Here is a 26,068-nt window from a genome sequence, read left to right on the forward strand (position 1 = left end):
CTGGTTACGGTGATCGCGTTGCTTGTGCCGCAGGCACACCCGGCCCAGACTTGAGGAGGAGGTGCCACCTTGACCGCTCTCGCACACGAGAGGCCCGAGACCATGTCCCACGCTCCCGCTGAATCCCTGAACGGACCCGACCTGGACGAGGTTCTATGGCAGGCCTGGAAGGCCATGGAACTCCCCGAGGGCTACCGCGCCGAGATCATCGAGGGAGCCATCGAGGTGTCGCCCACCGGACGTCTGACCCACGCCCAGATCACGAACCGCCTGCGGCGGGCACTGGATAAATTCCTGGACAGCGGCGAGCACGCGTGCCACCAGGACACCAATGTCATCCACAAGCGCAAGGGGTGGATCCCAGACGCACTGGTCGCTCCAGAAGACCTGGAGCCGCACGCCGACGAAGAAGGGCTGGGGGTGAAAGCCTCCGCTGTCCACCTCATCGTCGAAGTCGTCTCCCCGGGCAGGCGCAACCAGGACCGCGATCGCATCCGCAAGCGCCGCGAGTACGCCCGCGCCGGGATCCCCGTCTACGTCATCATCGACGACTACGACAGCCACGGCACCGTCACCGTTCTCACCGAGCCTGAGTCCGACAAGGCCGACTGGGTGGGAGTGCACCGCGTCCCCTACGGCACCGAGGTCACCATCCCCGAAGGCCCCGCCAAGGGCTTCGTGATCGGCGAGGCGATCACCGGCCCCAAGCGGGGGTGAACCGGGCGGCGGCCAGGCCTGCCACCTGAGGATCATCGTTTTAACGACCGACGGCGAGGCCCGAGCCCTCGATCCGCACCCTGATCCCGTCCTTCTCCACCCGCACATCCCGCAGCCGCAGCTCACCGCGGTGCGGTGTCGGCAGCCGGAAGCCCAGGGACAGGCGGTCGGCCAGGACGGGGCGGGTGAGCCGGGGCAGGGCGTCCAGGAGGGACGGGTCGAAGCCGAGGCGCCTGAGCAGGGCCGGGTGTTCCAGGGCCAGGTCGATCAGGTTGAGCCGCATGGCCCGGTGGATGAAGCGCGGGGAGCCGGTCACGCGCGCCAGTTCGGCGTCGGAGCGCAGGGCCGCGCGTACAGCGGAGTCGGGTACGCCGAGCCGCCTTACCACCGCCTCCACCGCGAACAGCGCCTTCGCCTTCTTCGTCTCGTGCGCGAGGCGTGCGGCGGAGGCGCGGGTCAGATGCAGGCCCTCGGAGGCGCGGGTGCCGGGCCGGTAGGTGGCCAGGTCCCCGATGTCCAGGCGCATTCCGCCGATCTGCGTCGCGATGCCGTGCTCGCCGTCCCGGCCGATCCGGGCGTCGGCCCGCAGCCTCAGGTCGTGTCCGGCCACCGGGAGCGTGCCGCGCGCCAGCACCCGGTCGTGGCCGTGTCCGGTGAACGTCACCTGGGACGCGCCGAGTTCGCGGTTGAGGTCGTCGAAGGAGAGCAGTACGTCGCCGTCGAGCCGGGGAATTGCCGCGCCCCGTACGGAGGTTGGTCCGTCGGGCGCGTTCAGCCGTACGTCGTGCGCGGTCGCCGTCACCCTGGCCAGCGTGACCCGGTCGGCGGCGACGTCCGGCACGGTGATCTTCACCGACTGCAGCCGGTCGTCGGCGAGTTGGGTGAGGAAGGGGAAGCCGTCGATGTCCACTTCGGGCGCCGCGTTCAGGTGCATCCGGTCCTTGAGCTCGTCCGCCGCCCGGCGCTCGGCGTACAACAGCGCCCAGCGGTCGGCGAGGGTGAGGAAGGCGGCGAGGACGAGGACGCCCACCACCGCCTTCAACGCTAGCGGGAGGCCCGCGAACCGCCTGCGCCTGCGGCGGCCGCCGCGGCGGTGGTTGGGCGGAACCCAGGGCTCGTCCTCCTCGTCCTGGACCCCGCCTGCTACAGCGGCGCCCTCGAGAAAGTCGTTGATGTTTTTACTAGGATGCGTCGTTATGTGGTGGGGGGCACGCATCGATCCATCCGACCATGCGAACGCCCCCCGCCCGCAAGCGGTACCTCAGGTATGCGATCCAGCTCACGATCGTCCCGACCAGGTCGCCCGTGCCCGGCCGCCCCGCCGTGAGACTCACTCACCCACGTACGCGACCCCCTCACCCCCTCACTTTGCGCCTCCCTCCGCTTACCCTCGTACGCATGACCAGCGACGACACCGCCCGGCCCGGCCGGACCCGCTCCATCGAGACCTACTCCGCGCTCTCCCCGGAGCAGACCGAGGCCGTGTTCTCCCTGCTCGCGGCGGCCGCCGAGGACGACGGCCAGCAGGCGGTGTCCGAACAGGGACGGCTGCAACTGCGCGGCGGCGAACGCGAGGGCGTGTCCCATCTGCTGCTCAGCGTCGGCGACGAACTCGTGGGTTACGCGCAGCTGGAGGACACCGACCCGGTGGAGGCACCGGCCGCCGAGCTGGTCGTGCACCCCGCGCACCGCGGGCACGGGCACGGGCGGGCGCTCGGCTCGGCGCTGCTCGCGGCCTCCGGCAAGCGGCTGCGGGTGTGGGCGCACGGCGGGCACTCCGCGGCCCGGCATCTCGCGCAGGTCCTGGGACTCACCCTCTTCCGCGAACTGCGGCAGATGCGGCGGCCGTTGAGGGACCTGAACCTGTCCGAGCCGGTGCTGCCGTCGGCCGTGACCGTTCGTGCCTTCGTCCCGGGCGAGGACGACGCCGCCTGGCTCGCGGTGAACGCCGCCGCGTTCGCCCACCACCCCGAGCAGGGCTCCCTCACCCAGCGCGACCTCGACGACCGCAAGGCCGAGCCGTGGTTCGACCCCGCGGGCTTCTTCCTCGCCTTCCGCGACGGCGAACTCATCGGCTTCCACTGGACGAAGGTGCATGCCGCCGACCGGCTGGGTGAGGTGTACGTCCTCGGGGTGCGGCCGGGAGCGCAGGGCGGGGGGCTGGGCAAGGCCCTCACGACGATCGGGCTGCGGCATCTGGAGGCGCAGGGGCTGCCGACCGCGATGCTGTACGTCGACGGGGACAACAAGGCGGCGGTGTCGGTGTACGAGCGGCTCGGTTTCACCACGTACGAGACGGACCTGATGTACCGCACGGAAACGTGAGCCCCTGGGGGCTGCGCCCCCAGACCCCCCTTCGGCCTGAACGGCCTCGTCCTCAAACGCCGGACGGGCTGGGAGTGCCCGACCGGCGGCTGAAGCGCAGCGCCCGCCTCGGCTCCGGCTGGCAGATCCCCCAAGCCACCAACCCGACCCCCAGCAGCACCCCCCACCGCTCATGCGCAGCCGCCCAGCGGGGATCGCCGGTCGCGGCGAGCAGGGTCCAGCGGGCCGGGATCAGCAGAGCCCCCAGGGTCGCCGTGGTCAGGACGGCGGCCGCCACCGAAGGGCCCGGCTGCGGCTCGTCCGTGAGGCGCACCGCGGTGGCCGCCGCGGCCAGGGCGAGTGCGGCGGTCGCGGCGGCCTCCAGGGTGACGGCGCCGACCGGGGGACGTGCGGCGTGCGGTACGAGGGCCAGGACGGCGGTCCACCACAGGACCGCCACCGGCGCGACCAGCGCCACCCGCAGGCCCGTGCGCACCCAACGCGGGGTGGTGACGGGCGTGGTGAGGTGCCGGGCCGGGTCGTCCAGCAGGAACGTCAGGCCCAGCGCGAAGGCGAGGGCGGCGGCCCGCAGCAGGGTGAGCGCGAGCCAGGCTTCGGGCGGGCCGTCGGACAGCCGCGGCAGAGCGACGAGCAGCAGCCCCAAGACCGCGCCCGCCCCGAGCGCCCGCCACGGCACCGTACGCGCCACGGCCGCCACCAGCGCCCCGCTCACCGGCACGGTCCTGTGCCTACTTTCCACACTCGTCCACCCCCTTCGGCACCTTGGTCCCCAGCACCCGGGCCACCTCGGCCGTTTTCACCCCAGGGGCCGTCAGCTGCGCCCAGTGGGCCTTGACCGCGGACGTCACCTCGGCACGCGGACGGGAGAGCAACTCCCGTACGACATCGGTCTGTCCGGCCGACATCGACAACGGGTTGGTCGGCGTCAGCGCGATCGCCGGGCCGCTCAGGCTGTCGTCGAGTCGGACGTTCTTCAGGTCGGCGACCGGGTCCGCGTCGCGGCCCAGTGCCAACCACATCGCCGTGACCACGCGGCCGTCGCAGAGCTCGCTGCCCTTCTTCTCGTCGCCCCCGACCAGCACGGAGGCCACGGCGACCGCGAACTCAGGGACCCGGTTGCCGCCCCAGCGCGTGCCGACCGTCACCTGGCCGGGTGTGGTGGACGGGGCGATCGCCGCGTCGCCGTCGAGGCCGTAGCGGGCGTCGATCCGCTGCCGTACGAGCAGGGGCCGGCTCGCGGCCGTACCACCGGCGAGAGCCTGAACCCGGTCGACGACCCCGGCCCAGGTGCCCGTCCGGCCACTCCACTCGCCGAAGAAGCAGTACTGCGAGGAGCCGTGCCGTACGCACGACTGCTCCTTCTCGGGGGAGACCGAGGCCCGCTCCCGGGCCTTCGACAACTCCGGCGGGACCCCACCGGACTGTCCCACCGCACCAACCACCGTGATGGCAAGAGCCCCCGCAAGCCCAAGCGCCCCATAGGGGCGCGGGGCCGCATTCATTTGCGGCTCCGTCGCGATGGGGGTCCCCCCGCTCGAGCGAAGCCGAGAGTGGGGGAGCGACCAGCCACGGCTGACCCGCAGACGATCAACGGCATCCCGCGAAGCGCAAAGCACAGCGGCCGTGGCCGCCAGCAGGGTCAGCCCCACGAGGTACAGCGCATGCCACCCCGCAGGCCGACCGACCAGGTCGGACGGCAGCGTCGAACTGCTGTTCTCGCTCACCACCGGCAACAGCCAGCGGCTCCACTGCGCATCCGACGTCCCGGTCGAGACGAAGAGCAGGAACGTGAAGAGACCGAGCACCGTGAGCGGCGCGGCGAGCACCGACGGGATCAGCCGGGCGACCAGCAGACCGACGGCTCCGCACAGCAGCACGTACAGGGGAGCGACGGCCAGTTCGGCCACCGACCCGTGCCCCACCGCACCGGGCCGCAGCGCCTGCCAGGTGAACTGAACCAGCGCGACCAGCGCGGTGACGACGCCGAACGGCACCAGGGACAGGGCGTGCCCTGCCGTGCGCCGCCACGGCTCCATGACCAGCACGTCGAAGTGGCGGTCGGTCCCGCGTCGACGGGAGCGCAGCGCGGCCCGGTTGACGGCGATGAACAGGACGATACCGAGCAGCGTGGGCGTGGTCTGGGTCGCGCGGTCGACGTCCTGGAGCGCCGGGTAGGCGTCCATGCCGTCCGGCGGGAAGAGCAGCTTCCAGCCGGTGTAGCCGACGTAGACGAGGAGGGTCACCGCCACCGGGAGCTGCAGGACCAGCTCGCGTGCCTCGAAGCGGGCGAGGGCGAACACGGCCGCCCGGCTGCGGCGCTGTTCGCCGTGGACGACGGGCGGGGCCGTCGCCTCCATGACCGTGGTCATGCCGCCACCTCCGCGCCCGCGCCGTCCAGGGTGAGCAAGTAGCCGTCCTCCAGGGTGGGTTCGAGCAGATCGGCGCCGGCGGGCGGGCGGCCGATGTTGCGGAAGGAGCCGGTGCCGGTGCGCCAGCCCGCCTTCGCGCCGGGGTCGCGTTCCGTGCTGCTCCACACCCGTCCGTCCGCCCGTGCGGTCAGCTCGGCGGGCGTGCCGTCGAAGCGGATGCTGCCGCCCGCCATCACCAGCACCCGGTGGCAGAGCATCGCCACGTCCTCGGTCTGGTGGGTGGACAGGAGGACGGTGCGACCCTCTCCTGCCTGTGCGATCAACTCCCGGAAGCGCATGCGCTGTTCGGGGTCGAGCCCGACGGTCGGCTCGTCGAGGACGAGGAACCCCGGGTCGCCGACCAGCGCGGCGGCCAGCGCGACCCGCTGGCGCATTCCGCCGGACAGCTTCTTGATGCGCTTGGCGCGCACGTCGGCGAGGTCGACCTCGTCCAGCACGCGCCGCACCTCCCGGTGCCGGGCGCCCCGGTCCGTCAGCTCCTTGAGGATCGCCACGTAGTCGACGAACTCGAAGGCCGTGAAGTCCGGGTGGAAGCCGGGCGTCTGGGGCAGATAGCCGAGCCTGCGCCGCACCTCCTGCCGGCCGGCCGCCGTCGCCGGGTCGTGGCCGAGGACGGTGAAGGCGCCCCGGTCCGGGGGCACGGCGGTGGCCAGCACCCTGAGCAGGGTGGTCTTTCCGGCGCCGTTGGGGCCGAGCAGCCCGGTGACGCCCGAGGTCAGCCGCATCGACACCTCGTCGAGGGCCTGGGTCCCGCCGAAGCGGAGGCTGAGCCCTGCAGCGGAAACGGTCGGTGTCATACGGCATCCCCCTGGAAGCGGTCGAAACGGTCACGTACGAGGAAGAGCAGCCAGCCGGTGAGTGCGGCGACCGCCGCCGCCACCCCCTGGCCGGCCGCGGTGAACGGCACGGGCGTGGCGCCGGCGTCACAGGCGTGGGCCGCCAGCAGCAGCGCCACCCAGACCCCGCCGACCAGCGACGGCGCCAGCACCGGGCCGAGCCGGGCGGTGAGGACCAGGCCGGTCGACGTCAAAGCCAGCGCGGGCAGCAGCCAGGCCAGGGCACCCAGCCCGTATCCGGGCAGCGCGAGGGTGGCGAGGCCGCTGAGGCCGAGCACGGCGGTGAGCACGGCGACCGTCCGCACCATCAGCAGCCTGAACCCGTGCATCGGCGCGACCACCGCCATCTCGTACGTCGGGTCCAGCGCGGGCCCGTACGACAGCGCGACCCCGCCGAGGGGCAGCAGCGGCGCGAGGGCGAGGAAGAGCGTGGGCGAAGCGGCCGCCGTGCCGGTGTGGGCCGCCACGACGCTCATCACCAGCACGGCGACGACCGCACCGAGCCAGGAACGGCGCAGCACGGGCGTGGCCGCGAGCAGCCGCGCGGTGTGGTCGGCGACCCCCAGCCGCATCAGCAGCCCCTCGAACACCCCCGGCCGGGGCGCGTCGAGCTCGGCGTCCAGCCGCTCCCAGCCGGCATCGACCCGCTCCGGGTCACCGACCTCGGCGAGCACGCCCCGGCACTGCGCGCACGCGACCAGGTGGGTGTCGGCGGACCACAGCGCGGGCGGCGCCAACTCGCCCTGGGCGTAGGCCCGTAGGTCTTCAGCATCCACATGCCAGGTCATGCCGCCCCACCTTCTTGAGTGCGTCCCGCCAGAGCCCGGTCACGCACCTGCCCGACCGTTCCGCCGCCCCCATGCCGGTGCGGCCGCCCCGCGCCCCCGCAGGCCCGATCACACAGCAGCCCGCCGATGTCGCCGCTCCCGCGCCCGGACGCGACCCGGAAGACCCGATCGCACACCCGCCCGCTCATGTCAGCGCCTCCCGCAGTTGCTTACGGGCCCGCATCGCCCGTGTCTTGACCGTGCCCGGCGGTATCCCGAGCAGGACGGCCGCCTCCCGGGTGGTCAGGCCGTCGATGACCGTGGCCTGGAGCACCGCGCGCAGCTCCGGTGAGAGCCTGACCAGGGCGCCCGCGAGGTCCCCGTGCTCCACCCCCGCGAGCACGCGTTCCTCCGCGGACGCCTCGTCCCGGTGCCGCAGCCTGGCCAGCGCCTGCCTGAGCCGCCCCCGTGCCCCGTCGCCCCGCAGCGCGTCGATCAGCCGCCGCGAGCCGATCCGCCACAGCCAGCCGGCGACGTCGCCGTCCTCCCGGTAGCGGGCCTTGCCCCGCCAGATCGCGAGGAACGTCTCCTGTACGACGTCGTCGACCACGCCCGCGTCGGCGCACCGGCCACGCAGCCGGGCGGTCAGCCACGGCGCGTACCGCCGGTACAGCTCCTCGAAGGCGCGCCGGTCGCCGTCCGCGGCGGCCCGCAGCAGCTCACCGTCGCTTCTCGTTTCGCTCACGTCCCCTCATCGGACCGGCCCCCCGGATCGGTTCACATGGTGACCCGCAGCTGCCGCGCCGCCGCACCGTGTGAGGCAACCGATGCGCGGACGGCCTTCCGCAGGGAGATGGACGTACGTATCCTCGGGGCGGCTCCCAGCAGGCTCTTACGTCGGTCCCGCCGACGTGGACGCCCGGGAGCCGCCCCCAGATATCCCGCACGCCATGTCGCCGTAACCAACGGTTCAGACAGGCTTGCGACGCTCGGCCAATGACGCCCTCCGTGCCACAGCCTTCGCCGTCCCCCGAGGGGCCCGCGGGGAACGGGGACGCCCTCAGCGCAGGCCCTGGCTCCGCAAGCGCTGTCCCGAACGCACTCCCGCCCGCGCTTTCCGACGCGCCCGTATCGCTGGGAACGCGGAAGAATGGGTTTATGAGTCAGCCAGACACCGCCCAGGCACAGGTCCAGCACGCGCAGCCCTCCGTGGGCTCCATCGCCGCGCACCGCCCGCACACCGTGTCGGCCGCGGTCTCCGACCTGGAACCCGACATCGATGCCGACCTCGACGCATACGAGGAGGCACCGTACGACGGCCCTCAGTTGCCGACGGGTCGTTTCCTCGACCGGGAGCGCAGCTGGCTGGCGTTCAACGAGCGGGTCCTCGAACTCGCCGAGGACCCGAACACCCCGCTGCTGGAGCGCGCCAACTTCCTCGCGATCTTCGCCAGCAACCTGGACGAGTTCTTCATGGTCCGGGTGGCCGGTCTGAAGCGCCGTATCGCGACGGGTGTCGCCACCCGCTCCGCCTCCGGCCTCCAGCCCCGCGAAGTCCTGGAGATGATCTGGGCCCGCTCCCGCGAGCTAATGGCCCGGCACGCCGCCTGCTACCACGAGGACGTCGCCCCCGCGCTCGCGGAGGAGGGCATCCACCTGGTCCGCTGGAGTGAGCTGACGGAGAAGGAGCAGGCCCGCCTGTTCACCCTCTTCCGCCACCAGATCTTCCCGGTGCTCACCCCCCTGGCGGTCGACCCCGCGCACCCCTTCCCGTACATCTCGGGCCTCTCCCTGAACCTGGCCGTGGTCGTACGCAACCCGGTCACCAGCCACAGGCACTTCGCCCGCGTCAAGGTCCCGCCGCTGCTGTCCCGCTTCCTGGAGAGCTCCCCCGGCCGCTACGTCCCCATAGAGGACGTCATAGCGGCCCACCTGGAGGAGCTGTTCCCGGGCATGGAGGTCCTGGAGCACCACGCTTTCCGGCTCACCCGCAACGAGGACCTGGAGGTCGAGGAGGACGACGCCGAGAACCTCCTCCAGGCCCTGGAGAAGGAGCTCATGCGGCGCCGCTTCGGGCCGCCGGTGCGCCTGGAGGTCGAGGAGTCCATCGACCGCGAGGTCCTGGACCTGCTGGTGCGCGAGCTCAAGATCTCCGAGGCCGAGGTGTACCCCCTCCCCGGCCCCCTGGACCTCACGGGCCTCTTCCGCATCGCCGGCCTCGACCGTCCCGAGCTGAAGTACCGCAAGTTCGTCGCCGGCGTCCACCGCGACCTCGCAGAGGTCGAGTCGGCGTCCGCGCCCGACATATTCGCCGCCCTGCGCAGCCGGGACGTGCTGCTGCACCACCCGTACGACTCCTTCTCGACGTCGGTGCAGGCGTTCCTGGAGCAGGCGGCCGAGGACGACGACGTCCTCGCGATCAAGCAGACCCTGTACCGCACCTCCGGCGACTCCCCCATAGTCAACGCGCTCATCGACGCCGCCGAGGCCGGCAAGCAGGTCCTCGTCCTGGTCGAGATCAAGGCCCGCTTCGACGAGCACGCCAACATCAAGTGGGCGCGCAAGCTGGAGGAGGCGGGCTGCCACGTCGTCTACGGCCTGGTCGGCCTGAAGACCCACTGCAAGCTGTCCCTGGTGGTCCGCCAGGAGGGCGACACGCTACGGCGTTACAGCCATGTCGGCACCGGCAACTACCACCCGAAGACCGCGCGGCTGTACGAGGACCTCGGCCTGCTGACGGCCGACCCGCAGGTCGGCGCCGACCTCTCCGACCTCTTCAACCGCCTGTCCGGCTACTCGCGCCGCGAGACGTACCGCCGTCTGCTCGTCGCCCCCAAGTCCCTGCGCGACGGACTGATCGCGCGGATCAGCAAGGAGGCCCAGCACCACCGTGCGGGCCGTCCGGCCTTCATCCGCATCAAGGTCAACTCGATGGTCGACGAGGCCCTGATCGACGCGCTCTACCGAGCGTCCCAGGCCGGTGTGCCGGTCGACGTCTGGGTCCGCGGCATCTGCGCGATCCGCCCCGGCGTCACGGGCCTGTCGGAGAACATCCGGGTCCGCTCCATCCTCGGCCGCTTCCTCGAACACTCCCGGGTCTTCGCCTTCGGCAACGGCGGCGAGCCCGAGGTGTGGATCGGCAGCGCCGACATGATGCACCGCAACCTCGACCGCCGTATCGAGGCCCTGGTCAGGGTTACCGACCCGGCCCACCGCGCCGCCCTGAACCGGCTGTTGGAGACCGGCATGTCCGACACCACCGCCTCCTGGCACCTCGGCCCGGACGGCGAGTGGACGCGGCATGCCACCGACGCGGACGGCGGGCCCCTGCGAAACATCCAGGAGATGCTCATAGACGCCCGGAGGCGCCGGCGTGGCACAGCAACACCTTGACCCGACGGACCCCACAGGCGAGGCCCTCGCCGGCTACCTGAGGGCCCAGGCCACGGAGTTCCTCCGCGCCCTGCGACTGCACCGGGAAACCGGCGGTGCGACCGCCAACGGCACGGAGGGCCCCGCCGACGCCGCCCTCGCCCTGCGCCGCTCGGTCCGCCGCATCAGCGCCAGCCTGCACACGTTCCGTCCCCTCCTGGAGCCGGAATGGTCGGAGTCCCTCCAGCCCGAACTGGCCTGGCTCTCCGGCACCTTGACGATGGAACACGCCTACGCGGCAAGGCAGGAGCGGCTACTGCTGGCGCTGCACAGGTTGTCGGGGGCGACGGTTTTCCCGGCACAGTCTGCAGCGGCGGCCACGTCTTCGGCCATCGGCGCCGTCGTGGGCAGTCGTTCCGCCGGGGCGGAGCCCGTCCCACTGAAGACGGCGCAGGCCACCGCCGGTCCCCCCACGCCGACGCCCACAACAGACCGCGGCAACCTGACAGTTGGCGCAGCAAAAGCCGGCGCCCTGCTGGAGCGCCAGCTCACACTGGCCCGCACCCGAGCCCACAGCACCGCCCTCCAGGCACTGGGTTCCTCCCGCTTCCACGCCGTCGCCGACAAAATCGCCGTACTGGCCAGCGAAGTCCCCCTGACCCCCACCGCCCCCACCACAACCCTCCACCCCCTGGCCGCCGCAGCCGAGGACCGCCTGACCGACGCCGTCACCGCCCTCCCCCTGGTCACCGCAGGCAACCCCTACAACGCCGAGGCCCTCATCCACGGCCTCTCCCCGGACCCGTCCCCGCACCCCCAGGACGCCCCCTGGCACCAGGTCCGCCTGCTGCTGCGCCTGCACCGCTACGCCCGCGAGGCCCTCCACGGCACCGACGGCCCGACCGACCTGCGCCTGCTGACCGCGGGCCAGGCCCTGGACCGGCATCGCGACGCCTCGGAGGCGGCGGCGGCCGCGGCCTCGGCGGCCCGCACCCCCCGGATCGCCCCGGCGACGGCGTACGCACTCGGGGTGCTCCACGCGGACCAGCGGCATGAAGTGGAAGCGGCCCGCTTCGCCTTCCAGCAGTCCTGGCAGAAGCAGGCGCTGCGCACGCCCTGAGCCGGACACCCCGGCGCCCCGATCCCTGTCGAAGGAGGCGGTGACCCACCCGTGACCCACACCAACGACACCCTCATCCAGGCATCCGGCTGCGTCCTGTGGCGACGCTCCCGGGTCGACGGCGAGCTGGAGATCTGTCTCGTCCGCCGGCCGAAGTACGACGACTGGTATGAACGTCAACCACGGTGAACATCTTCGCAGGTCAGAGGGCAACTGGGAGCAACACGGCAACGTAGGGGAAGCCATGGGACGTGCTTCTGTGGTCCATGCGGCGGGCTGCGTGCTTTGGCGTCGCTCGCCCATGCATCGGCTGGAACTGGCGCTGGTGTACAGGCCTAAGTGGGCTGACTGGTCCTGGCCCAAAGGCAAGCTCAAGAAGGGCGAGACTCACGAAGAGGCGGCTCATCGTGAGGTGCTGGAAGAAACCGGCCAGACCTGCCGTCTGGGGGCGGCGCTTCCGTCGGCTCTGTACGTCGATCATCAGGGCCGACTCAAGGAAGTCCGCTACTGGGCGGCTGAGGCAACCGGAGGAGCCTTCACGCCCAACGACGAAATCAGCGACCTCGTCTGGCTCACGCCGGACGAGGCCCGTGAACGAGTCACACACCCGAGGGACCGAGACATGATCTCCGTGGCCCTGCTCGCGATCGCCACGAACGAGGACGCGAGGGGGCTGTGATGACACCGTGCGACAGCGGTATGACGCAGGTCAGAGACGGTGGTTGCCTGAACGCCACGCCATACGCGCTCCCCACGATGTGAGGCCCCGCCACTCTGCAAGGAGGGGCGGGGCTTCTCGTAGTTGATCAGACTCACGCGGGGAACTCGGCGATCATGCGGGACTTGGGTGAGGGCGCCTGCGGTACACGCACATGATCTACGGTCATCCGAACGACTCGCGGACGCTGCGGCGGGCCGATGGGTAAGCCAACCTTGTCCGAACTCACGGTGGGCATGATCGTCTATTGCCGCCGGTACGAGATGCCCGCGCGCGTGGTGGGGACTGAGGATCTTGAGGTTCACCTCGTGCGTCCGTCCGGGATGACGTGGAAGTCGTACCGGATGTACGTCCGGCCAGCGTCGGCCTGGGAGCGGCGGCAGTACACGGCGCCCGCCGAGCTCCAGGTCCAGGTCCAGCGGGAACGCGGACGCAGCGCTCCTGCCTGGCAGGTGGCGGGATCACCGGCAGGTGCACCGGGTACCGACCGGCGTTCAATGGCGCGACCTGCGCGAACCATTGATCGGCCAGACAAGTTCTAGTAGTCAGACTGCGCTGCGGACCACCGGATGAAGCACCCGATCCACAGGCGACCGCCGGAGTCGTGTGCACCTGAAGACGCGCGCCATCAGTCCCCGGCTTTGGGCGAGCCGGTCGCAGTCAGGATCATCCCCCTTGGGAAGGCGCTCGGAATCGGTGAGCACGACGGTGACACCGACATCGTCCGTATCCAGGATCAGCCAATGCCGCGACTGCTCGCCGTGACCAGCCAGGTAGTGGCCGGCCACCCGGACGGCATCGGCCACGCGCGACGCACTCACTCCCGGCACACCGAAACCGACCAGCATGCCCCGCACGGCGTCGGAGACGCCGATGTGGCTGCCGATCTCCTGTCGAAGTTCCATCGCCGAGGACAGGCGCATGAACTGCACTGTTTCTTCTCCGCCGCCGATGCGGGGGAGGCTGAAGAGTTGGACATTGCGCCCCATTGGAACCCTCTCCTCATCGTCGAGAGACAGGAGAAACGCAGGTCAGGGGCACTGCCAATAACTGCCACTGTGTCCTGCCAGTCCTTCTCTGTGACTGGGGGCGCCGGGGTCCGGGGCAGCAAGAAATACGTTAGACCGGATCGATGGCCCAGGCCAGAGTGAGAGCTTCTAGGGCAAGCGGTGGAGAAAGTGTGTACGTCACGGGGCTCCCCTATGCCCCGGGTGAGCCCAGAGGCTATTTCCGAATTCAGGCGCCCATCACCGTCCCCCCTGGGGGCGGCCAGCTTCTTGCGTGCCCAACGGGCGGGGAAAGTTCCGTCAACCCATCCGGTTAAGTGGTTGGCTGCATGTCGCCCGGTAGTTGATGCCGGCCACTCATCCGGATGAGTGGTGTGCCCTGGTTGCTGGTGTCGGCCGTGTCGGCGATGGCGCCGGACCCCGGTTATTCGGCGTCGAGTTGGCGCGGTCGGACGGGCATCAGCAGTGAGGACCAGTCGGTTTTCAAGTCGGTGACGGTCGACGGTCTGAGGGTGCGCACGGGTCCGGGGACGGGTCACGCGATCCTGGGTCTGGTGTACGAGGGTGAGCCGGTGCAGGTCATAGCCACCCGGTACGGCTACCAGCGCTGGGACGAGGTGATGTTGCAGACGCATTCGGCGGGCGGCCTGCCTGCCGGTTACGTCGACTGGGTCACGGAGGAATACCTCTACTGATCACCCTCGGTGGAGTGATGAATGGGCGGCCCTCTCTCGGCTTCGGCGGAGCGGGGGGCCGCTTGCTGTTCGGAGCCGTTGGCGCGTGCGCGCGGCGGCCGGTCCGTGATGACCGTTGCCCGTGCCGGCGATCAGGAGGGGGCTGGTAGGGGCCGCGCAAGACCGGTTTCCGGTGGCCGTGCTGGACGAGGAAACGCATCTCGGCTTCCATCTCCTTGCGGGCCTGCTCGGTGATGTTGCCCCTGAGGATGCGCCAGACGGCGGACCGGGGTGTGATTGCCATGTGCTTTTCGAGGCGGTCGACCCATTTGCGCCCGATCAGTCCGCCCTCGCCCGTGACGGGGTCGAAAAAGACGTCACAAGACCGCTTGCCCTGTTCTGGATGTGTGCAGGTGTTCGGTTTGGGTGTGCTGGCCGGTCGTAGGTGACCAACACCGCTGGGGCTGGGGGAGTTGCGCGATGGTGGAGAGCACGTCGGCGGGCGAGGGGGGATACGGCGGTCTGGATGACGTTGTTCGTGCCGGGGTTTGACTACGTGTCGCCCTGGCGGGAAGCGAACGAGGTTGCCCGGGAGCTGATCGCGGCGGCTGAGGAGCTGGGCCTTGATGTGCGGGTGGTGCGTGCGGTGGCGCACACGGGGCCGCGCGGTGAGCCGGTGGTGTGGCTCTATCTGGACGGTTCGCGGCTGCTCGCGCTGAAGCTGCGTGAGGCGGCGCGAGAGCGGCGGGGCGAGAGGCATCCGCGAGCGTCCTGAGGGCGCACGGCAGACGAGACGGAGAAGGGGTTACGGGATGGCTCGGGATGACTGGAGGACGGCGGCGGGATCGCGGGTGTGGATCGAGACGGACCGGTACGGAGAGTTCATCCGGTGCGAGGGATGCCGACGACCGATCCTGATCACGGGTGCGGGGCCTGCGCGGTTCGCCGCCCAGCAGCAGGCGCGGACGTGTCGGAGGTAGCGGAAACGGCGGCTCGGCGGGCGTTCGCCGGCTGACGGGGGCAAGTCGGTTCGGTACCCCGTGACGGGGGAACGGGGCTGGGCAACGTGCGTGGTGACCTCACGCGCGCACGGATCTTGGCCACGACGAAACTCGCATTCGCGCGTGAGGTTGCCACAGTGGGTTGCGTCGGCCTCTGCGAGGTACCGGCGTGAGAGATCACGCACTCGGAACCGTCGGACGGGCTCTAGCCGTTCAATCCCCCTTCCCGAGGAGGCCCGCGACTGAGTCGGAGACGTACCCGACGGGGCTCGTGAGCCCTCCAAGTGGGTCGGGGCCGGCCTGAGCGGGGGTGGCTAGCGTGATACTGCCGAGTGCGAGAAGGACGGTTGCTGCTCCCGCAGTGACGAACCGGCGTACAGGGCTCATGTGGCAGGCCTCCTGACTATGTGCGCTCGTTGGCACAGGTGTGAGTGGGCTGGGAGCATTCCCGGTCGCGGTCCTGCTGTACCGGCATTCCCATGCGTTCCCTGGGTGCTGGTGAGGTAGTCGACCTTGCGATTTGCCATACCAGAATTAGAGTGTGTGTTCGAATTTGGAGCCAAGTTGAGGTGCGGGGCAGCGCTCCCGGGGTACCGCTCGGCCTAGTGGTTCCTGGTCTCGTCAGCTCGCCATGCCGCCACTGCGGCGGCCAACTGTTCCTGCCACTCCGCGGGCATCGGGCGTTGCCGGGTCGTGGCGACCACGGCGTCGGCCACGTCGTGCAGCTTGGTGTTGGTGTGCTGCGACACCCTGAGCAGGATCTGCCACGCATCTTCCTGGCTGCACGACCAACTCGCCATCAGCACGCCGCGGGCCACATCGATGACCGGCCGACGCTCCAGCGCCTCCTTGAGCTGTTCGGTCTCCTCGCGCAGCGCTTCGGCCTGCTCAATGAGCGGACGTCTGTCGACCTCGAAGGGGTGGGAAAGGGCGAGGGCTCTCGTGCTGGAAATCGCCCGAGGTCGCTGTGCTATCGCGGCCGCGTCGAAGTCCAGGACGCTGATGTGGTCGCATACTGGTCGGATGCCCCGCCGACGGCTGCCTACACACCCCGCAGCTTCGTCGGCGGGCTGGTCCAGGACAGGCAAGACCGGGTGATCACAGGGCCCGATCTCGATCAGCGTTGACGATGCCTGAAACGGCTCGGCTGTTCTGTAGGCCGGCTAGGACAGTCGCGATCATTTGTTCGTTTTCGCTGCTCATCCGGCGTGCGGTCTGGCGGGACTCTGCCGCAGCCTCACACATGATCATGGCCCGGACGGAGGCTGCTCGGGCCGCCTCGCACATTTGCTCGGCCCTCTGCTGCATGGCGGCCCGGTTGGCCCGGTCTGCGTTCATGCTCGTCCGCCTCTGATCGCACCCAAGTGAACCGGGATCCCGGCGTCACGGAGGGTCGCCGTAACGTCCGCAAGTCCACTGTGCGCCTCGGGGGCCGGCAGGAGATCGGGCCGATCGGCACTCCCCGGATGCTGATCGGCCCCTATGAGCGGTACCGGCTATTCCGAGGCGGGACGGCGCCGGGTGGCGTGCTTGGCTGCTGCCTTCGTTGGCGTCACGGGGAAGGTGAGCTGGCATGTGGCGGCGGGCGCCTTCAGCTCCTCACACAACAGAGGGCGGTCCTGGTCGGCGTCGGCGGTGATGCGGTAGGTGATCAGGAGCGGGCTGGCGTCCCTGAGCCCGAGTGCGGCGCGCTCGTCCGGGTACGGGGTGGGGGCGGTGACGTGCTCGGTGAACGAGAGGCTGAGTCCGGCCTCGGCGAGCTGGCGGTACAGGTCACTGACTTCGGCGTCGGGCTGCTCGGCGATGGTGGGCACGTCGGTGGCGGTGGCCATGGGGATGAGGACACGGTGGGCGATGCGGGCGCCGGTTGCCGGGTCGTAGAGCATGCGGTCGACGCTGATGGCGTCCTGGTCCTGCCGGCCCAACAGGAGTGCGGGGCGTCCGTCGAGGGCGGTGCGGCTGACGGCGGGAGCTTCGGCCTCGGTCGTCTCCGGGAGGCTCCAACTCCCCTTCGCCGTACGGTGGATGGAGCGGTCCATGCGGGTGGCGGGCATGCCTTGGCTGGAGGCGAGCACGACCGTGCCCCTGCCTTGCCGGGACCCGGCCAGTCCCATGTTGCGCAGCTCGGCGACGGCGGCGCGCGCGGTGGCCTTGCCGACGCCGTACATCTCCACCGTCCGAGCCTCGGACGGCAGCAGCTCGCCGGGCTTGTAGCGGCCAAGAGTGATGTCGCCGGCCATGCGTTCAGCGACCTGCATGTACATGGCTGGACGGCGCTCGATGTGCTCTCGGGCTGCCACGGCGTGCCCCTCTCGGGTCGGCGGTAAGTCCTTCAACGGCGCTCCTCGTGGGGTGGAGCAGGGTTGGTGAGCCGCGTTCCGCGCGTTGTTCTTGTGCCGGCGGCCGACCCCGATGGCGTCGCCCTTCAGCCGGTCGGCAGAGATGCGTGTCATGGAGGCGATCGGCGTCCTCCCGCCAAGCCACTCCTCAACCGTGCCGCCTTGGTCCAAGTGGGCTCGCTCTGCGCGAAGTCACCGAGGAGTCCGGCTACACGGCCGCACCGGGCGCCGAGCTGTCCACCCTGCGCTACTTTGCGGGCGGCCGTCCCGAACAGGTCCGTTACTGGGCGGCCGAAGCGGTCTCCGGAAGCTTCACCCCCACCACGGAGGTGGACCGCATCCTGTGGCTCTCCCCTGCCGCGGCCCGCAGCCGGCTGACCCAGTACCGCGACCGCACCCTGGTCGACGAACTACTGACGACACTCCGTCACGCCTGAAGGCTCACATGTCCTTCGGCATCCGCCCGGGCCTGGCTGCGCGCTCTGCGGGCAGGCCCACTCCAGCCGCAACTGCACCGGGCCACACAGAACCTGCCCTTTTCGACCGTCGTCGTGCGATGTTCCTGCTGCGCCACGCTGACAACGTTACCCACCCCCAGCGCCGCATTCGTCAGCCGTCTCCGGCAGCGGAGCCGGTATGCGCGTGACGGCCCCCACCCAGCCGTCGTTATCCGGAACGACAGGGGGCCCGTGACGGACGTACCGGCTTGGGGGTAGACAGGCGATGGCGGAGCGGCAGTACAGGGGGACGGTCGTCACGGCAGGGCTCGTGGTCTGCGTCTGCATGGGGGCCGGCGGCTGCTCCGGAACCGGGTCCGCCGCAGAGGACCCCCGCGCCTCCGACCCCGTCGAGATCCTGCACCGCGCCGCCGAAACCCTGGTGGATGCGGGCAGTTCAAGGGCGACCACCTCGATGGAGATGGCCATCGGCGGCACCCGCGTCACCATCCGGGGCACGGGCGACTACAACTACCGTCGGCAGATCGGCCGGCTGAAGGTGCAGCTCCCGCAGAGCCCGGCCGGCACCGACGACCACCGCCCGATCACCGAACTCCTCGCGCCCGGCGCTCTGTTCATGAAGAACCGGGGCGCGGGAGTGCCCGCCGACAAGTGGGTACGGGTCGACACGGCCACCCTCTCCGACGGCAACCTGGTGACCGGCGGCGCCACCGACCCGTATGCCGCGGCCGAGTTGCTGCGCGGGACGCGCACGGCGACGTATCTCGGCCGGACCGAGTTCGCCGGCGTCGAGGTGCGGCACTACCGCGGCACCGCCGACCTCACCCTGGCCGCGCGACACACCTCGAAGGGCGTCCGGGAGGCCCTCGCCGCGGCGGCGAAAGGGTTCGCCACGGCCGAGGTCCCGTTCGACGTCTACCTCGACGACCAGGGCCGCATCCGCAAGATCCGGCACCGGTTCAGCTTCGTCAACGGCCTCCAGAAGGGCACCGTGGCGGTCGCCTCGACGACGCTGCTGTACGACTTCGGGGCCCCCGTCGACGTACGCCTCCCGGCCTCGAAGGACATCTACGCAGGGAAGATCGCCGAGTAGCGGGCCCTGCTCGAGGAGGATCGCCGGGCGTCAAGAACTAGCCCGTCCGTGCCATGCGCGGTGTGTAGGCCGCTCCCTACCCTAGGAAGTCGGTAACGGCAGAGATGAGGTGATGCACGTGGCTCCGGTCGGCGGTACGGCAGTTCAGGACCACGTGGCCCTCGCCGAGATCGAGCTGTGCGGAGAGCTGATCATCGCGGCCTCGGCCGCGGAGGACCGGCTCAGCCTGGAGAGCATCGACGAGGTGCTGAAAGTGGCCGAAGAGCGCGACGCCTCCGGCGACTAGCCGGAGGCGGGGGCACGCCCGGCAGGTTCAGGTGCGCAGCAGCCGGGCGATCGCCTTCGTCGCCTCGTCCACCTTGGCGTCGATCTCGTCACCGCCCCGGACGGCTGCATCGGCGACGCAGTGCCGCAGGTGTTCCTCCAGGAGCTGCAGCGCGAAGGACTGCAGGGCTTTGGTGGAGGCGGACACCTGAGTGAGTATGTCGATGCAGTAGACGTCCTCGTCGACCATCCGCTGCAGGCCACGGATCTGGCCCTCGATCCGGCGCAGGCGCTTGAGGTGCTCGTCCTTCTGCTTGTGGTAGCCGTGCGTCGCATTCTGCGTGCTGTCGCCGGAGGGCGCCGTCGCGCCGGCCTCGGTGGTCGTCATCGCGTCCTCCCGTAAGACATGCGGACATATACCCCTGGTGGGTATATGGTATCGAACTTTGCTGGGTATACGGCCCTTGGTCCCTGCCGGGACCGGTCCTGCGTACCGCCCCCGTGCCGACCACTGTGCCCGATGGGCGACACTGGAGGACGGCCCATTAGCCGTGGCCGGATGATGCGCCTAGCATCACCCTGACCGAAACCGAAGCACCCCGAGGACCCCACGTGCGCTTTCGTCTGACCCCCAGGGAGACGAGCTTCTACGACATGTTCGCCGCATCCGCGGACAACATCGTCACCGGCTCGAAGCTCCTGATGGAACTGCTCGGGGCGGACGCACCTGCCCGGGCCGAGATCGCAGAGCGCATGCGGGCCGCGGAACACGCAGGTGACGACGCCACGCATGCGATCTTCCACCAGCTGAACTCCTCGTTCATCACGCCCTTCGACCGCGAGGACATCTACTCCCTCGCCTCGTCCCTCGACGACATCATGGACTTCATGGAGGAGGCCGTCGACCTGGTCGTCCTCTACAACGTCGAGGAACTGCCCAAGGGCGTCGAGCAGCAGATCGAGGTCCTTGCGCGGGCCGCCGAGCTGACGGCGGAAGCCATGCCGAACCTCCGCACTCTGGACAATCTGACCGAGTACTGGATCGAGGTCAACCGCCTCGAGAACCAGGCCGACCAGATCCACCGCAAGCTGCTCGCGCATCTCTTCAACGGCAAGTACGACGCGATCGAGGTGCTCAAGCTCAAGCAGATCGTGGACGTACTGGAGGAAGCGGCGGACGCGTTCGAGCACGTGGCGAACACGGTGGAGACCATCGCCGTCAAGGAGTCCTGACCCCTTCATGGACACCTTCGCTCTGGTCGTGACCATCGCGGTCGCGCTCTTCTTCACGTACACGAACGGCTTCCACGACTCGGCGAACGCGATCGCCACGTCGGTGTCGACGCGGGCGCTGACGCCGCGGGCGGCGCTGGCGATGGCCGCGGTGATGAACCTCGCAGGTGCGTTCCTGGGCAACGCGGTGGCCAAGACGGTCAGTGAGGGCCTGATCGAGACACCGCAGGGCTCGCAGGGGATGGCCATCCTCTTCTCGGCCCTCGTCGGCGCGATCGTCTGGAACCTGACCACCTGGTACTTCGGCCTGCCCTCCTCGTCGTCGCACGCGCTGTTCGGCGGTCTGGTCGGCGCGGCGCTGGCGGGCGGCAGCGAGGTGCTCTGGAACGGCGTCCTCGACAAGGTCGTCATCCCGATGTTCGTGTCGCCCATCGTCGGCCTGATCGTCGGCTACCTGGTGATGACGGCCATCATGTGGCTCTTCAGGCGGTCGAATCCGCACAAGGCCAAGCGCGGCTTCCGTATCGCGCAGACGGTGTCGGCGGCCGGCATGGCGCTCGGCCACGGTCTCCAGGACGCCCAGAAGACGATGGGCATCGTGGTGATGGCACTGGTGATTTCCGGCCATGAGACATACGGCGACCCGATCCCGGTCTGGGTGAAGATCGTCTGCGCGCTGATGCTGTCCCTCGGGACCTACGCGGGCGGCTGGCGCATCATGCGCACGCTGGGACGGAAGATCATCGAGCTGGATCCGCCGCAGGGGTTCGCCGCCGAGACGACCGGTGCGTCGATCATGTTCACCACCGCGTACCTGTTCAAGGCGCCCATCTCGACGACGCATGTCATCACCTCCGCGATCATGGGCGTCGGCGCGACGAAGCGTGTGAACGCCGTGCGCTGGGGCGTCGCCAAGAACATCGTCATGGGCTGGTTCATCACGATGCCGGCAGCGGGCCTGGTCGCAGCGGGAGCCTTCGGAATCGTGGACCTGGCGTTCCTGTAGAACCCTTCTCGCTCCCGCCCAGGTGCATCCACGCCGCCGGCCCGCGTCTTTCAGCCCGTCCGGCGTTTGAGGACGAGGCCCTCGGGCCGACGTGGGTCCGGGGGCGGAGCCCCCACAGACACGCACTCCAACACACCCGCGCACGACGACGGGCCCGCCCCCGGGAGCCGGGGGCGGGCCCTTCATCGTCCTCGCGGTGGCACCGCCATGCAGCACCGCGAGGGGTCTCGAAGGCTCAGCCGAAGCGGCCGGAGATGTAGTCCTCCGTCGCCTGGACCGACGGGTTGGAGAAGATCCGCTCCGTGTCGTCGATCTCGATCAGCTTGCCGGGCTGCCCGACCGCCGCCAGGTTGAAGAAGGCCGTACGGTCCGAGACACGCGCAGCCTGCTGCATGTTGTGCGTCACGATGACGATCGTGAACCGCTCCTTCAGCTCACCGATCAGGTCCTCGATGGCGAGCGTCGAGATCGGGTCGAGGGCCGAGCAGGGCTCGTCCATGAGCAGCACCTTCGGCTCCACCGCGATCGCCCGCGCGATGCACAGGCGCTGCTGCTGACCACCGGAAAGACCCGAACCGGGCTTGTTCAGCCGGTCCTTGACCTCGTTCCAGAGGTTCGCGCCCTTGAGGGACTTCTCGACGACCTCCGCGAGCTCGGACTTCTTGTACGAGCCGTTCAGCCGCAGCCCCGCCGCCACGTTGTCGAAGATCGACATCGTCGGGAACGGGTTCGGCCGCTGGAACACCATGCCGACCTCGCGGCGCACGGACACCGGGTCTATGCCCTGGCCGTACAGGTCCTCGTCGTCCAGCAGCACCTTGCCCTCGACCCGGCCGCCGGGCGTGACCTCGTGCATACGGTTGAGCGTGCGCAGGAACGTCGACTTGCCGCAGCCGGAGGGGCCGATGAACGCCGTCACCGAACGCGGCTCGACCGTCATCGAGATGTCTTCGATCGCCTTGTGGGCGCCGTAGTAGGCGGTCAGTCCGCTTACGTCGATTCGCTTGGCCATGATTACGTCACTTCCAGATTTCTACGGTCGCATATGGCCGCGTCAGCGACCGGTCTTCGGGGCCTTCCAGCGGGCGATGCCGCGGGCCACCAGGTTCAGGATCATCACGAAGGCGATCAGGGTGAGCGAGGCGGCCCAGGCCCTGTCGTACGCCGGGTCCGCGCCTGCCGCGTACTGCTGATAGATGTACAGCGGCAGCGACTGCTGCGCACCCTCGAAGGGGTTGTTGTTGATGAACCGGTTGCCGAACACCAGCAGCAGCACGGGAGCCGTCTCACCGGTGATACGGGCGATCGACAGCATGATGCCGGTCGTGATGCCGCCGATGGAGGTCGGCAGGACCACCTTCAGGATGGTGCGCCACTTCGGGACACCGAGCGCCAGGGAGGCTTCGCGCAGCTCGTTCGGGACGAGCTTGAGCATCTCCTCCGTGGAGCGCACGACCACCGGCATCATCAGGATGGCCAGGGCCAGCGAACCGGCGAAGCCGAAGGGCTCCAACTTGAAGATCAGCATGAGGCTGAGGATGAACAGACCCGCGACGATCGACGGGACGCCCGTCATGACGTCGACGAAGAAGGTGACGGCCCGGGCGAGCCTGCCCCGGCCGTACTCGACCAGGTAGATCGCGGTGAGGATGCCGATGGGCGCGGCGATCAGCGTGGCGAGGGCGACCTGCTCCAGGCTGCCGATGATGGCGTGGTAGATGCCGCCGCCCGGCTGGGAGTCGGCGACGATGCCCATCGAGTGGGTCAGGAAGTAGACGTTGAGGACCTTCACACCGCGCGAGATGGTCACCCACACCAGGGAGACCAGCGGGACGACTGCGACGAGGAAGGCCACCCAGACCAGGCCGGTCGCGATGCGGTCCTTGGCCTGACGACGTCCCTCGACGCTCGCGGCGATGACGTACGTGGCGACGAGGAAGATCAGCCCGGCGATCAGGCCCCACTGGACCTTGCTGTCGAGGCCGGCGGCGAGGCCGATACCGATGGCCACGGCCACGGAGCCGGCGGCGATCGCCCAGGGCGACCACTTCGGCAGGCTGGCACCGCGCAGCGTGCTGGCGGGCCTTTCGGCGATGGCGGCGTTGGCGCTGTGGCTCATGCGTTGGCCCCCGAGTACTCCTTGCGGCGGGCGATGATCATGCGGGCCGCGCCGTTGACCAGCAGGGTGATGACGAACAGGACCAGACCGGAGGCGATGAGCGCGTCCCGGCCCTGCTCCGTCGCCTCACCGAACTTGGAGGCGATGTTCTGGGCGAAGGTGCCGCCGCCCGGGTTGAGCAGGCTGCCGTGGATGAGGAAGTCCGGGGAGAGCACGGTGGCGACGGCCATCGTCTCGCCGAGCGCACGGCCGAGGCCGAGCATCGAGGCGGAGATCACACCGGAGCGGCCGAAGGGCAGCACCGACATGCGGATGACCTCCCAGCGCGTGGCACCGAGGGCGAGAGCCGCCTCCTCGTGCATCTGCGGGACCTGGCGGAAGACCTCGCGGCTCACGTTGGTGATGATCGGCAGGATCATGATCGCGAGCAGGATGCCGACGGTGAGCATCGAGCGCGGCGCACCGCCGTCCCACGAGAAGATGCCGGTCCAGCCGAAGTAGTCGTTCAGCCAGCCGTAGAGGCCGTTCATGTGCGGTACGAGGATCAGGGCGCCCCAGAGGCCGTACACGATGGACGGCACGGCGGCGAGCAGGTCGATCACATACGAGATGGGACCGCTCAGCCGACGCGGGGCGTAGTGCGTGAGGAACAGCGCGATCGCGACGGCGATCGGAACGGCGAGGACCATGGCGATGATCGAGGAGACGACCGTGCCGAAGGCCAGGACCGCGATGCCGAAGACCGGCGGGATGGACGTGGCGTTCCACTCGAAGGTCGTGAGGAAGTTGCCGTGGTCCTTGCTGATCGCGAGGGAGGCGCGGTAGGTCAGGAAGACCGCGATCGCGGCCATGACCACCAACAGGAAGATGCCCGACCCACGGGAGAGACCGAGGAAGATCCGGTCACCGGGTCGGGTGGCGCCGCGAGCCGCGCGCTTCTGTTCGGCGGTGGGCTGCGGGGCGGGGGGTGGCGTGTCGGTTATCTCTGTAGATGTGTCCATCGGGTTCTCCGGTCTGCGGAGCCTCACGCGGAGTGCGGCTCTGCGAAGCCGTACGGGACGTACGGCTCGTGGCGGCGGTGCACCGGACGATGCGGTCCGGTCCCGGGTTCTCAGGCCCGGGACCGGACCGCACTCGGATCAGCTGAGGCCCTCGATGGTGGTGCGGACCTTGGCGATGATGTCGGCGGGGACGGGCGCGTACTTCAGGCCCGGCAGCAGGGCCTGGCCGTCCTCGGAGGCGATGTAGCGCAGGAACGCCTTGGTGGCGGGCAGGGTGTCCGCCTTGTTGCCCTTGTCGCACACGATCTCGTACGTGACCAGGGTGATCGGGTAGGCGCCGTCGGCCTTGGTGTTGTAGTTCAGCTTGAGCGACAGGTCCTTGCCCGTGCCCACGACCTTGGCGTCGGCGATGGCCTTGGTGGCGCTGTCGCTGCTGGGCGCGACCGGGGCGCTGGCGCCGGTGTTGATGCTGGCGGCCTTGACGCCCTCACCGACGTACGACAGCTCGAAGTAGCCGATGGCACCGTTGGTCTGCTTGACCTGGGCGGCCACACCGGAGGACTGCGCGGCGGACTGGCCGCCCTTGGCCTGCCAGGCCTTGCCGCCGGAGTACTTCCAGTTGTCGGGCGTCGCGGCGATGAGGTACTTGGTGAAGTTGTCCGTGGTGCCGGACTCGTCCGAGCGGTGGAACGCCTGGATCTTGAGGTCGGGCAGCTTCACGCCCTTGTTCAGCGCGGCGATCGCCGGGTCGTTCCACTTGGTGATCTTGCTGTCGAAGATCTTCGCGAGAGTCGGGGCGTCCAGGACCAGGTTGTCCACGCCGGACAGGTTGTAGCCGACCGCGATCGGGCCGCCGACCATCGGCAGGTCGATGCCCTGGCCGCCGGAGCAGACCTTCTTCGAGGCGGCGACGGCGTCGGGCTTCAGCGCCGAGTCGGAACCCGCGAAGGCGAGCTGGCCCTGGGTGAAGGAGGTGACACCCGCACCGGAACCGCCGGCCTTGTAGTTGATCTGCACGCCACAGGCCTGGGAGAACTGCGCCACCCACGCGTCGATCGCGTTCTTCTGCGCGGACGAGCCGTCGGAGAGCAGCTGGCCCTTGGCACCGTCACACTTGATCTTGCTGGCACCGGTGGTGGAGGAGGCGCTGCTGCCACCACTGCTGCCGCTGCCGGTGTTGTCCGAGCCGCACGCCGTGAGGACCAGGGCGCTCGACGCGGCGAGAGCACCGAGGGCGATGGCCCGCCGATTCATGCGCTGAAGCTTCACTTGAAAGAGTTCCTTCCAGGAGCCGCCGTCCTGAATTCGGCGGCGTGCGAGGTTTAAGTCCCGGCGACGACAGGACGCACCTTCCCCGAGGCACGACCCACATCGCGTAAGGCCGAAATTAGGCAGACCAGGTGAAGGCGCCTACGGCCGGAAATGAACGACAGGTGAACCCCTGCCGACGGTGTGGTTAGGTCACGGAACGCTTACGGGGAGGGCACATGAAGGTTCCGGCCCTCTTCGTGTCTCCCTCCACGGTGACACAGGAGTGACATTCCTGCGGGAACCCGTGTGATCCGCGGGCCGTCTCGTTCCCCGAGAGC

The 26,068-nt window shown here is 69.6% G+C and carries 26 protein-coding genes and 1 pseudogene; 13 read left to right on the forward strand and 14 right to left on the reverse strand.

The window, feature by feature from the left end:
• Positions 1 to 69 precede the first annotated feature (69 nt).
• Complete coding sequence (locus AB0N07_RS08610; RefSeq protein WP_365833485.1) at positions 70 to 717, forward strand: Uma2 family endonuclease; 648 nt, start codon at positions 70 to 72, stop codon at positions 715 to 717.
• Between the two features lie 40 nt (positions 718 to 757).
• Here AB0N07_RS08610 and AB0N07_RS08615 read toward each other — a convergent pair whose 3' ends face one another.
• A complete protein-coding gene (locus AB0N07_RS08615) occupies positions 758 to 1,933 on the reverse strand; it encodes a DUF2993 domain-containing protein (RefSeq protein WP_365833486.1) in 1,176 nt (391 codons plus the stop codon).
• A 182-nt stretch (positions 1,934 to 2,115) separates the two neighbouring features.
• Between AB0N07_RS08615 and mshD the strand changes: the two genes are divergently transcribed.
• The gene (gene mshD / locus AB0N07_RS08620) at positions 2,116 to 3,042 is read left to right on the forward strand and encodes a mycothiol synthase (RefSeq protein ID WP_365833487.1); all 927 of its coding nucleotides are present in this window, start codon (positions 2,116 to 2,118) and stop codon (positions 3,040 to 3,042) included.
• A 52-nt stretch (positions 3,043 to 3,094) separates the two neighbouring features.
• Here the strand turns inward: mshD and AB0N07_RS08625 are convergent, their stop codons facing one another.
• From AB0N07_RS08625 to AB0N07_RS08645, 5 genes are all read right to left on the reverse strand, one after another.
• Positions 3,095 to 3,754, reverse strand: coding sequence for an ABC transporter (locus AB0N07_RS08625; protein ID WP_365833488.1), 660 nt, complete (start codon positions 3,752 to 3,754; stop codon positions 3,095 to 3,097).
• 16 nt (positions 3,755 to 3,770) lie between these two features.
• Positions 3,771 to 5,411, reverse strand: a complete 1,641-nt coding sequence (locus tag AB0N07_RS08630; RefSeq protein WP_365833489.1) for an ABC transporter permease — start codon at positions 5,409 to 5,411, stop codon at positions 3,771 to 3,773.
• Positions 5,408 to 6,268: an ABC transporter ATP-binding protein gene (locus AB0N07_RS08635; RefSeq protein WP_365833490.1), complete on the reverse strand. Its 861-nt coding sequence runs from the start codon at positions 6,266 to 6,268 to the stop codon at positions 5,408 to 5,410. The genes AB0N07_RS08630 and AB0N07_RS08635 overlap by 4 nt, the downstream gene beginning before the upstream one ends.
• Positions 6,265 to 7,095 (reverse strand): zf-HC2 domain-containing protein, encoded by an 831-nt coding sequence (locus AB0N07_RS08640; protein WP_365833491.1) that lies wholly within the window; start codon positions 7,093 to 7,095, stop codon positions 6,265 to 6,267. Before AB0N07_RS08640 ends, AB0N07_RS08635 begins: the two co-directional genes overlap by 4 nt.
• A gap of 184 nt (positions 7,096 to 7,279) precedes the next feature.
• Positions 7,280 to 7,819: an RNA polymerase sigma factor gene (locus AB0N07_RS08645; protein WP_365833492.1), complete on the reverse strand. Its 540-nt coding sequence runs from the start codon at positions 7,817 to 7,819 to the stop codon at positions 7,280 to 7,282.
• Between the two features lie 413 nt (positions 7,820 to 8,232).
• Here AB0N07_RS08645 and AB0N07_RS08650 point away from each other — a divergent pair, with 413 nt between their 5' ends.
• From AB0N07_RS08650 to AB0N07_RS08665, 4 genes and pseudogenes are all read left to right on the forward strand, one after another.
• Positions 8,233 to 10,467 (forward strand): RNA degradosome polyphosphate kinase, encoded by a 2,235-nt coding sequence (locus tag AB0N07_RS08650; protein WP_365833493.1) that lies wholly within the window; start codon positions 8,233 to 8,235, stop codon positions 10,465 to 10,467.
• Positions 10,448 to 11,566 (forward strand): CHAD domain-containing protein, encoded by a 1,119-nt coding sequence (locus AB0N07_RS08655; protein ID WP_365833494.1) that lies wholly within the window; start codon positions 10,448 to 10,450, stop codon positions 11,564 to 11,566. Before AB0N07_RS08650 ends, AB0N07_RS08655 begins: the two co-directional genes overlap by 20 nt.
• A 51-nt stretch (positions 11,567 to 11,617) precedes the next feature.
• A pseudogene (locus tag AB0N07_RS08660) lies at positions 11,618 to 11,734 on the forward strand (DNA mismatch repair protein MutT); the annotation flags it as partial.
• Between the two features lie 76 nt (positions 11,735 to 11,810).
• Positions 11,811 to 12,245, forward strand: a complete 435-nt coding sequence (locus AB0N07_RS08665) for an NUDIX hydrolase (RefSeq protein WP_365833527.1) — start codon at positions 11,811 to 11,813, stop codon at positions 12,243 to 12,245.
• A gap of 584 nt (positions 12,246 to 12,829) precedes the next feature.
• Here the strand turns inward: AB0N07_RS08665 and AB0N07_RS08670 are convergent.
• Complete coding sequence (locus AB0N07_RS08670) at positions 12,830 to 13,273, reverse strand: hypothetical protein (RefSeq protein WP_365833495.1); 444 nt, start codon at positions 13,271 to 13,273, stop codon at positions 12,830 to 12,832.
• A gap of 383 nt (positions 13,274 to 13,656) precedes the next feature.
• Here AB0N07_RS08670 and AB0N07_RS08675 point away from each other — a divergent pair, with 383 nt between their 5' ends.
• The gene (locus AB0N07_RS08675) at positions 13,657 to 13,986 is read left to right on the forward strand and encodes an SH3 domain-containing protein (protein WP_365833496.1); all 330 of its coding nucleotides are present in this window, start codon (positions 13,657 to 13,659) and stop codon (positions 13,984 to 13,986) included.
• Positions 13,987 to 14,491: 505 nt separating this feature from the next.
• On the forward strand, positions 14,492 to 14,740 hold the full coding sequence (locus AB0N07_RS08680) for a hypothetical protein (protein ID WP_365833497.1): 249 nt from the start codon (positions 14,492 to 14,494) through the stop codon (positions 14,738 to 14,740).
• 828 nt (positions 14,741 to 15,568) lie between these two features.
• On the opposite strand, the gene AB0N07_RS08685 is transcribed toward AB0N07_RS08680, so the two are convergent.
• Entirely contained in the window at positions 15,569 to 16,054 is a 486-nt protein-coding gene (locus AB0N07_RS08685) for an ANTAR domain-containing protein (protein WP_365833498.1), read from the reverse strand.
• 408 nt (positions 16,055 to 16,462) lie between these two features.
• Complete coding sequence (locus tag AB0N07_RS08690; RefSeq protein WP_365833499.1) at positions 16,463 to 17,266, reverse strand: GntR family transcriptional regulator; 804 nt, start codon at positions 17,264 to 17,266, stop codon at positions 16,463 to 16,465.
• Positions 17,267 to 17,412: 146 nt separating this feature from the next.
• Here AB0N07_RS08690 and AB0N07_RS08695 point away from each other — a divergent pair, with 146 nt between their 5' ends.
• The 3 genes from AB0N07_RS08695 to AB0N07_RS08705 all read left to right on the forward strand — a co-directional run bounded on the left by AB0N07_RS08695 (position 17,413) and on the right by AB0N07_RS08705 (position 19,142).
• Positions 17,413 to 17,742 carry an NUDIX domain-containing protein gene (locus AB0N07_RS08695; protein ID WP_365833500.1) on the forward strand — a complete coding sequence of 110 codons (330 nt, stop codon included), beginning with the start codon at positions 17,413 to 17,415 and terminating at the stop codon, positions 17,740 to 17,742.
• 286 nt (positions 17,743 to 18,028) lie between these two features.
• The gene (locus AB0N07_RS08700; protein ID WP_365833501.1) at positions 18,029 to 18,856 is read left to right on the forward strand and encodes a hypothetical protein; all 828 of its coding nucleotides are present in this window, start codon (positions 18,029 to 18,031) and stop codon (positions 18,854 to 18,856) included.
• A gap of 118 nt (positions 18,857 to 18,974) precedes the next feature.
• Positions 18,975 to 19,142 carry a hypothetical protein gene (locus AB0N07_RS08705; RefSeq protein ID WP_199931950.1) on the forward strand — a complete coding sequence of 56 codons (168 nt, stop codon included), beginning with the start codon at positions 18,975 to 18,977 and terminating at the stop codon, positions 19,140 to 19,142.
• Between the two features lie 27 nt (positions 19,143 to 19,169).
• Here the strand turns inward: AB0N07_RS08705 and AB0N07_RS08710 are convergent, their stop codons facing one another.
• Positions 19,170 to 19,508 (reverse strand): metal-sensitive transcriptional regulator, encoded by a 339-nt coding sequence (locus AB0N07_RS08710; RefSeq protein ID WP_365833502.1) that lies wholly within the window; start codon positions 19,506 to 19,508, stop codon positions 19,170 to 19,172.
• Between the two features lie 224 nt (positions 19,509 to 19,732).
• Here AB0N07_RS08710 and AB0N07_RS08715 point away from each other — a divergent pair, with 224 nt between their 5' ends.
• Both AB0N07_RS08715 and AB0N07_RS08720 read left to right on the forward strand, forming a co-directional pair.
• Positions 19,733 to 20,353, forward strand: a complete 621-nt coding sequence (locus AB0N07_RS08715; RefSeq protein WP_030941586.1) for a DUF47 family protein — start codon at positions 19,733 to 19,735, stop codon at positions 20,351 to 20,353.
• A 7-nt stretch (positions 20,354 to 20,360) separates the two neighbouring features.
• A complete protein-coding gene (locus AB0N07_RS08720; RefSeq protein WP_365833503.1) occupies positions 20,361 to 21,359 on the forward strand; it encodes an inorganic phosphate transporter in 999 nt (332 codons plus the stop codon).
• A 235-nt stretch (positions 21,360 to 21,594) separates the two neighbouring features.
• On the opposite strand, the gene pstB is transcribed toward AB0N07_RS08720, so the two are convergent.
• From pstB to pstS, 4 genes are all read right to left on the reverse strand, one after another.
• On the reverse strand, positions 21,595 to 22,371 hold the full coding sequence (gene pstB / locus AB0N07_RS08725; RefSeq protein ID WP_365833504.1) for a phosphate ABC transporter ATP-binding protein PstB: 777 nt from the start codon (positions 22,369 to 22,371) through the stop codon (positions 21,595 to 21,597).
• A 42-nt stretch (positions 22,372 to 22,413) separates the two neighbouring features.
• Positions 22,414 to 23,478: a phosphate ABC transporter permease PstA gene (gene pstA, locus AB0N07_RS08730; RefSeq protein WP_365833505.1), complete on the reverse strand. Its 1,065-nt coding sequence runs from the start codon at positions 23,476 to 23,478 to the stop codon at positions 22,414 to 22,416.
• On the reverse strand, positions 23,475 to 24,479 hold the full coding sequence (gene pstC / locus AB0N07_RS08735; protein ID WP_365833506.1) for a phosphate ABC transporter permease subunit PstC: 1,005 nt from the start codon (positions 24,477 to 24,479) through the stop codon (positions 23,475 to 23,477). Before pstC ends, pstA begins: the two co-directional genes overlap by 4 nt.
• Before the next feature lie 138 nt (positions 24,480 to 24,617).
• Positions 24,618 to 25,748, reverse strand: a complete 1,131-nt coding sequence (pstS, locus tag AB0N07_RS08740) for a phosphate ABC transporter substrate-binding protein PstS (RefSeq protein WP_365833507.1) — start codon at positions 25,746 to 25,748, stop codon at positions 24,618 to 24,620.
• Between the last annotated feature and the right edge of the window lie 320 nt (positions 25,749 to 26,068).

Source organism: Streptomyces sp. NPDC051172 (genome assembly GCF_040682555.1).
Taxonomy (GTDB): Bacteria; Actinomycetota; Actinomycetes; order Streptomycetales; family Streptomycetaceae; genus Streptomyces.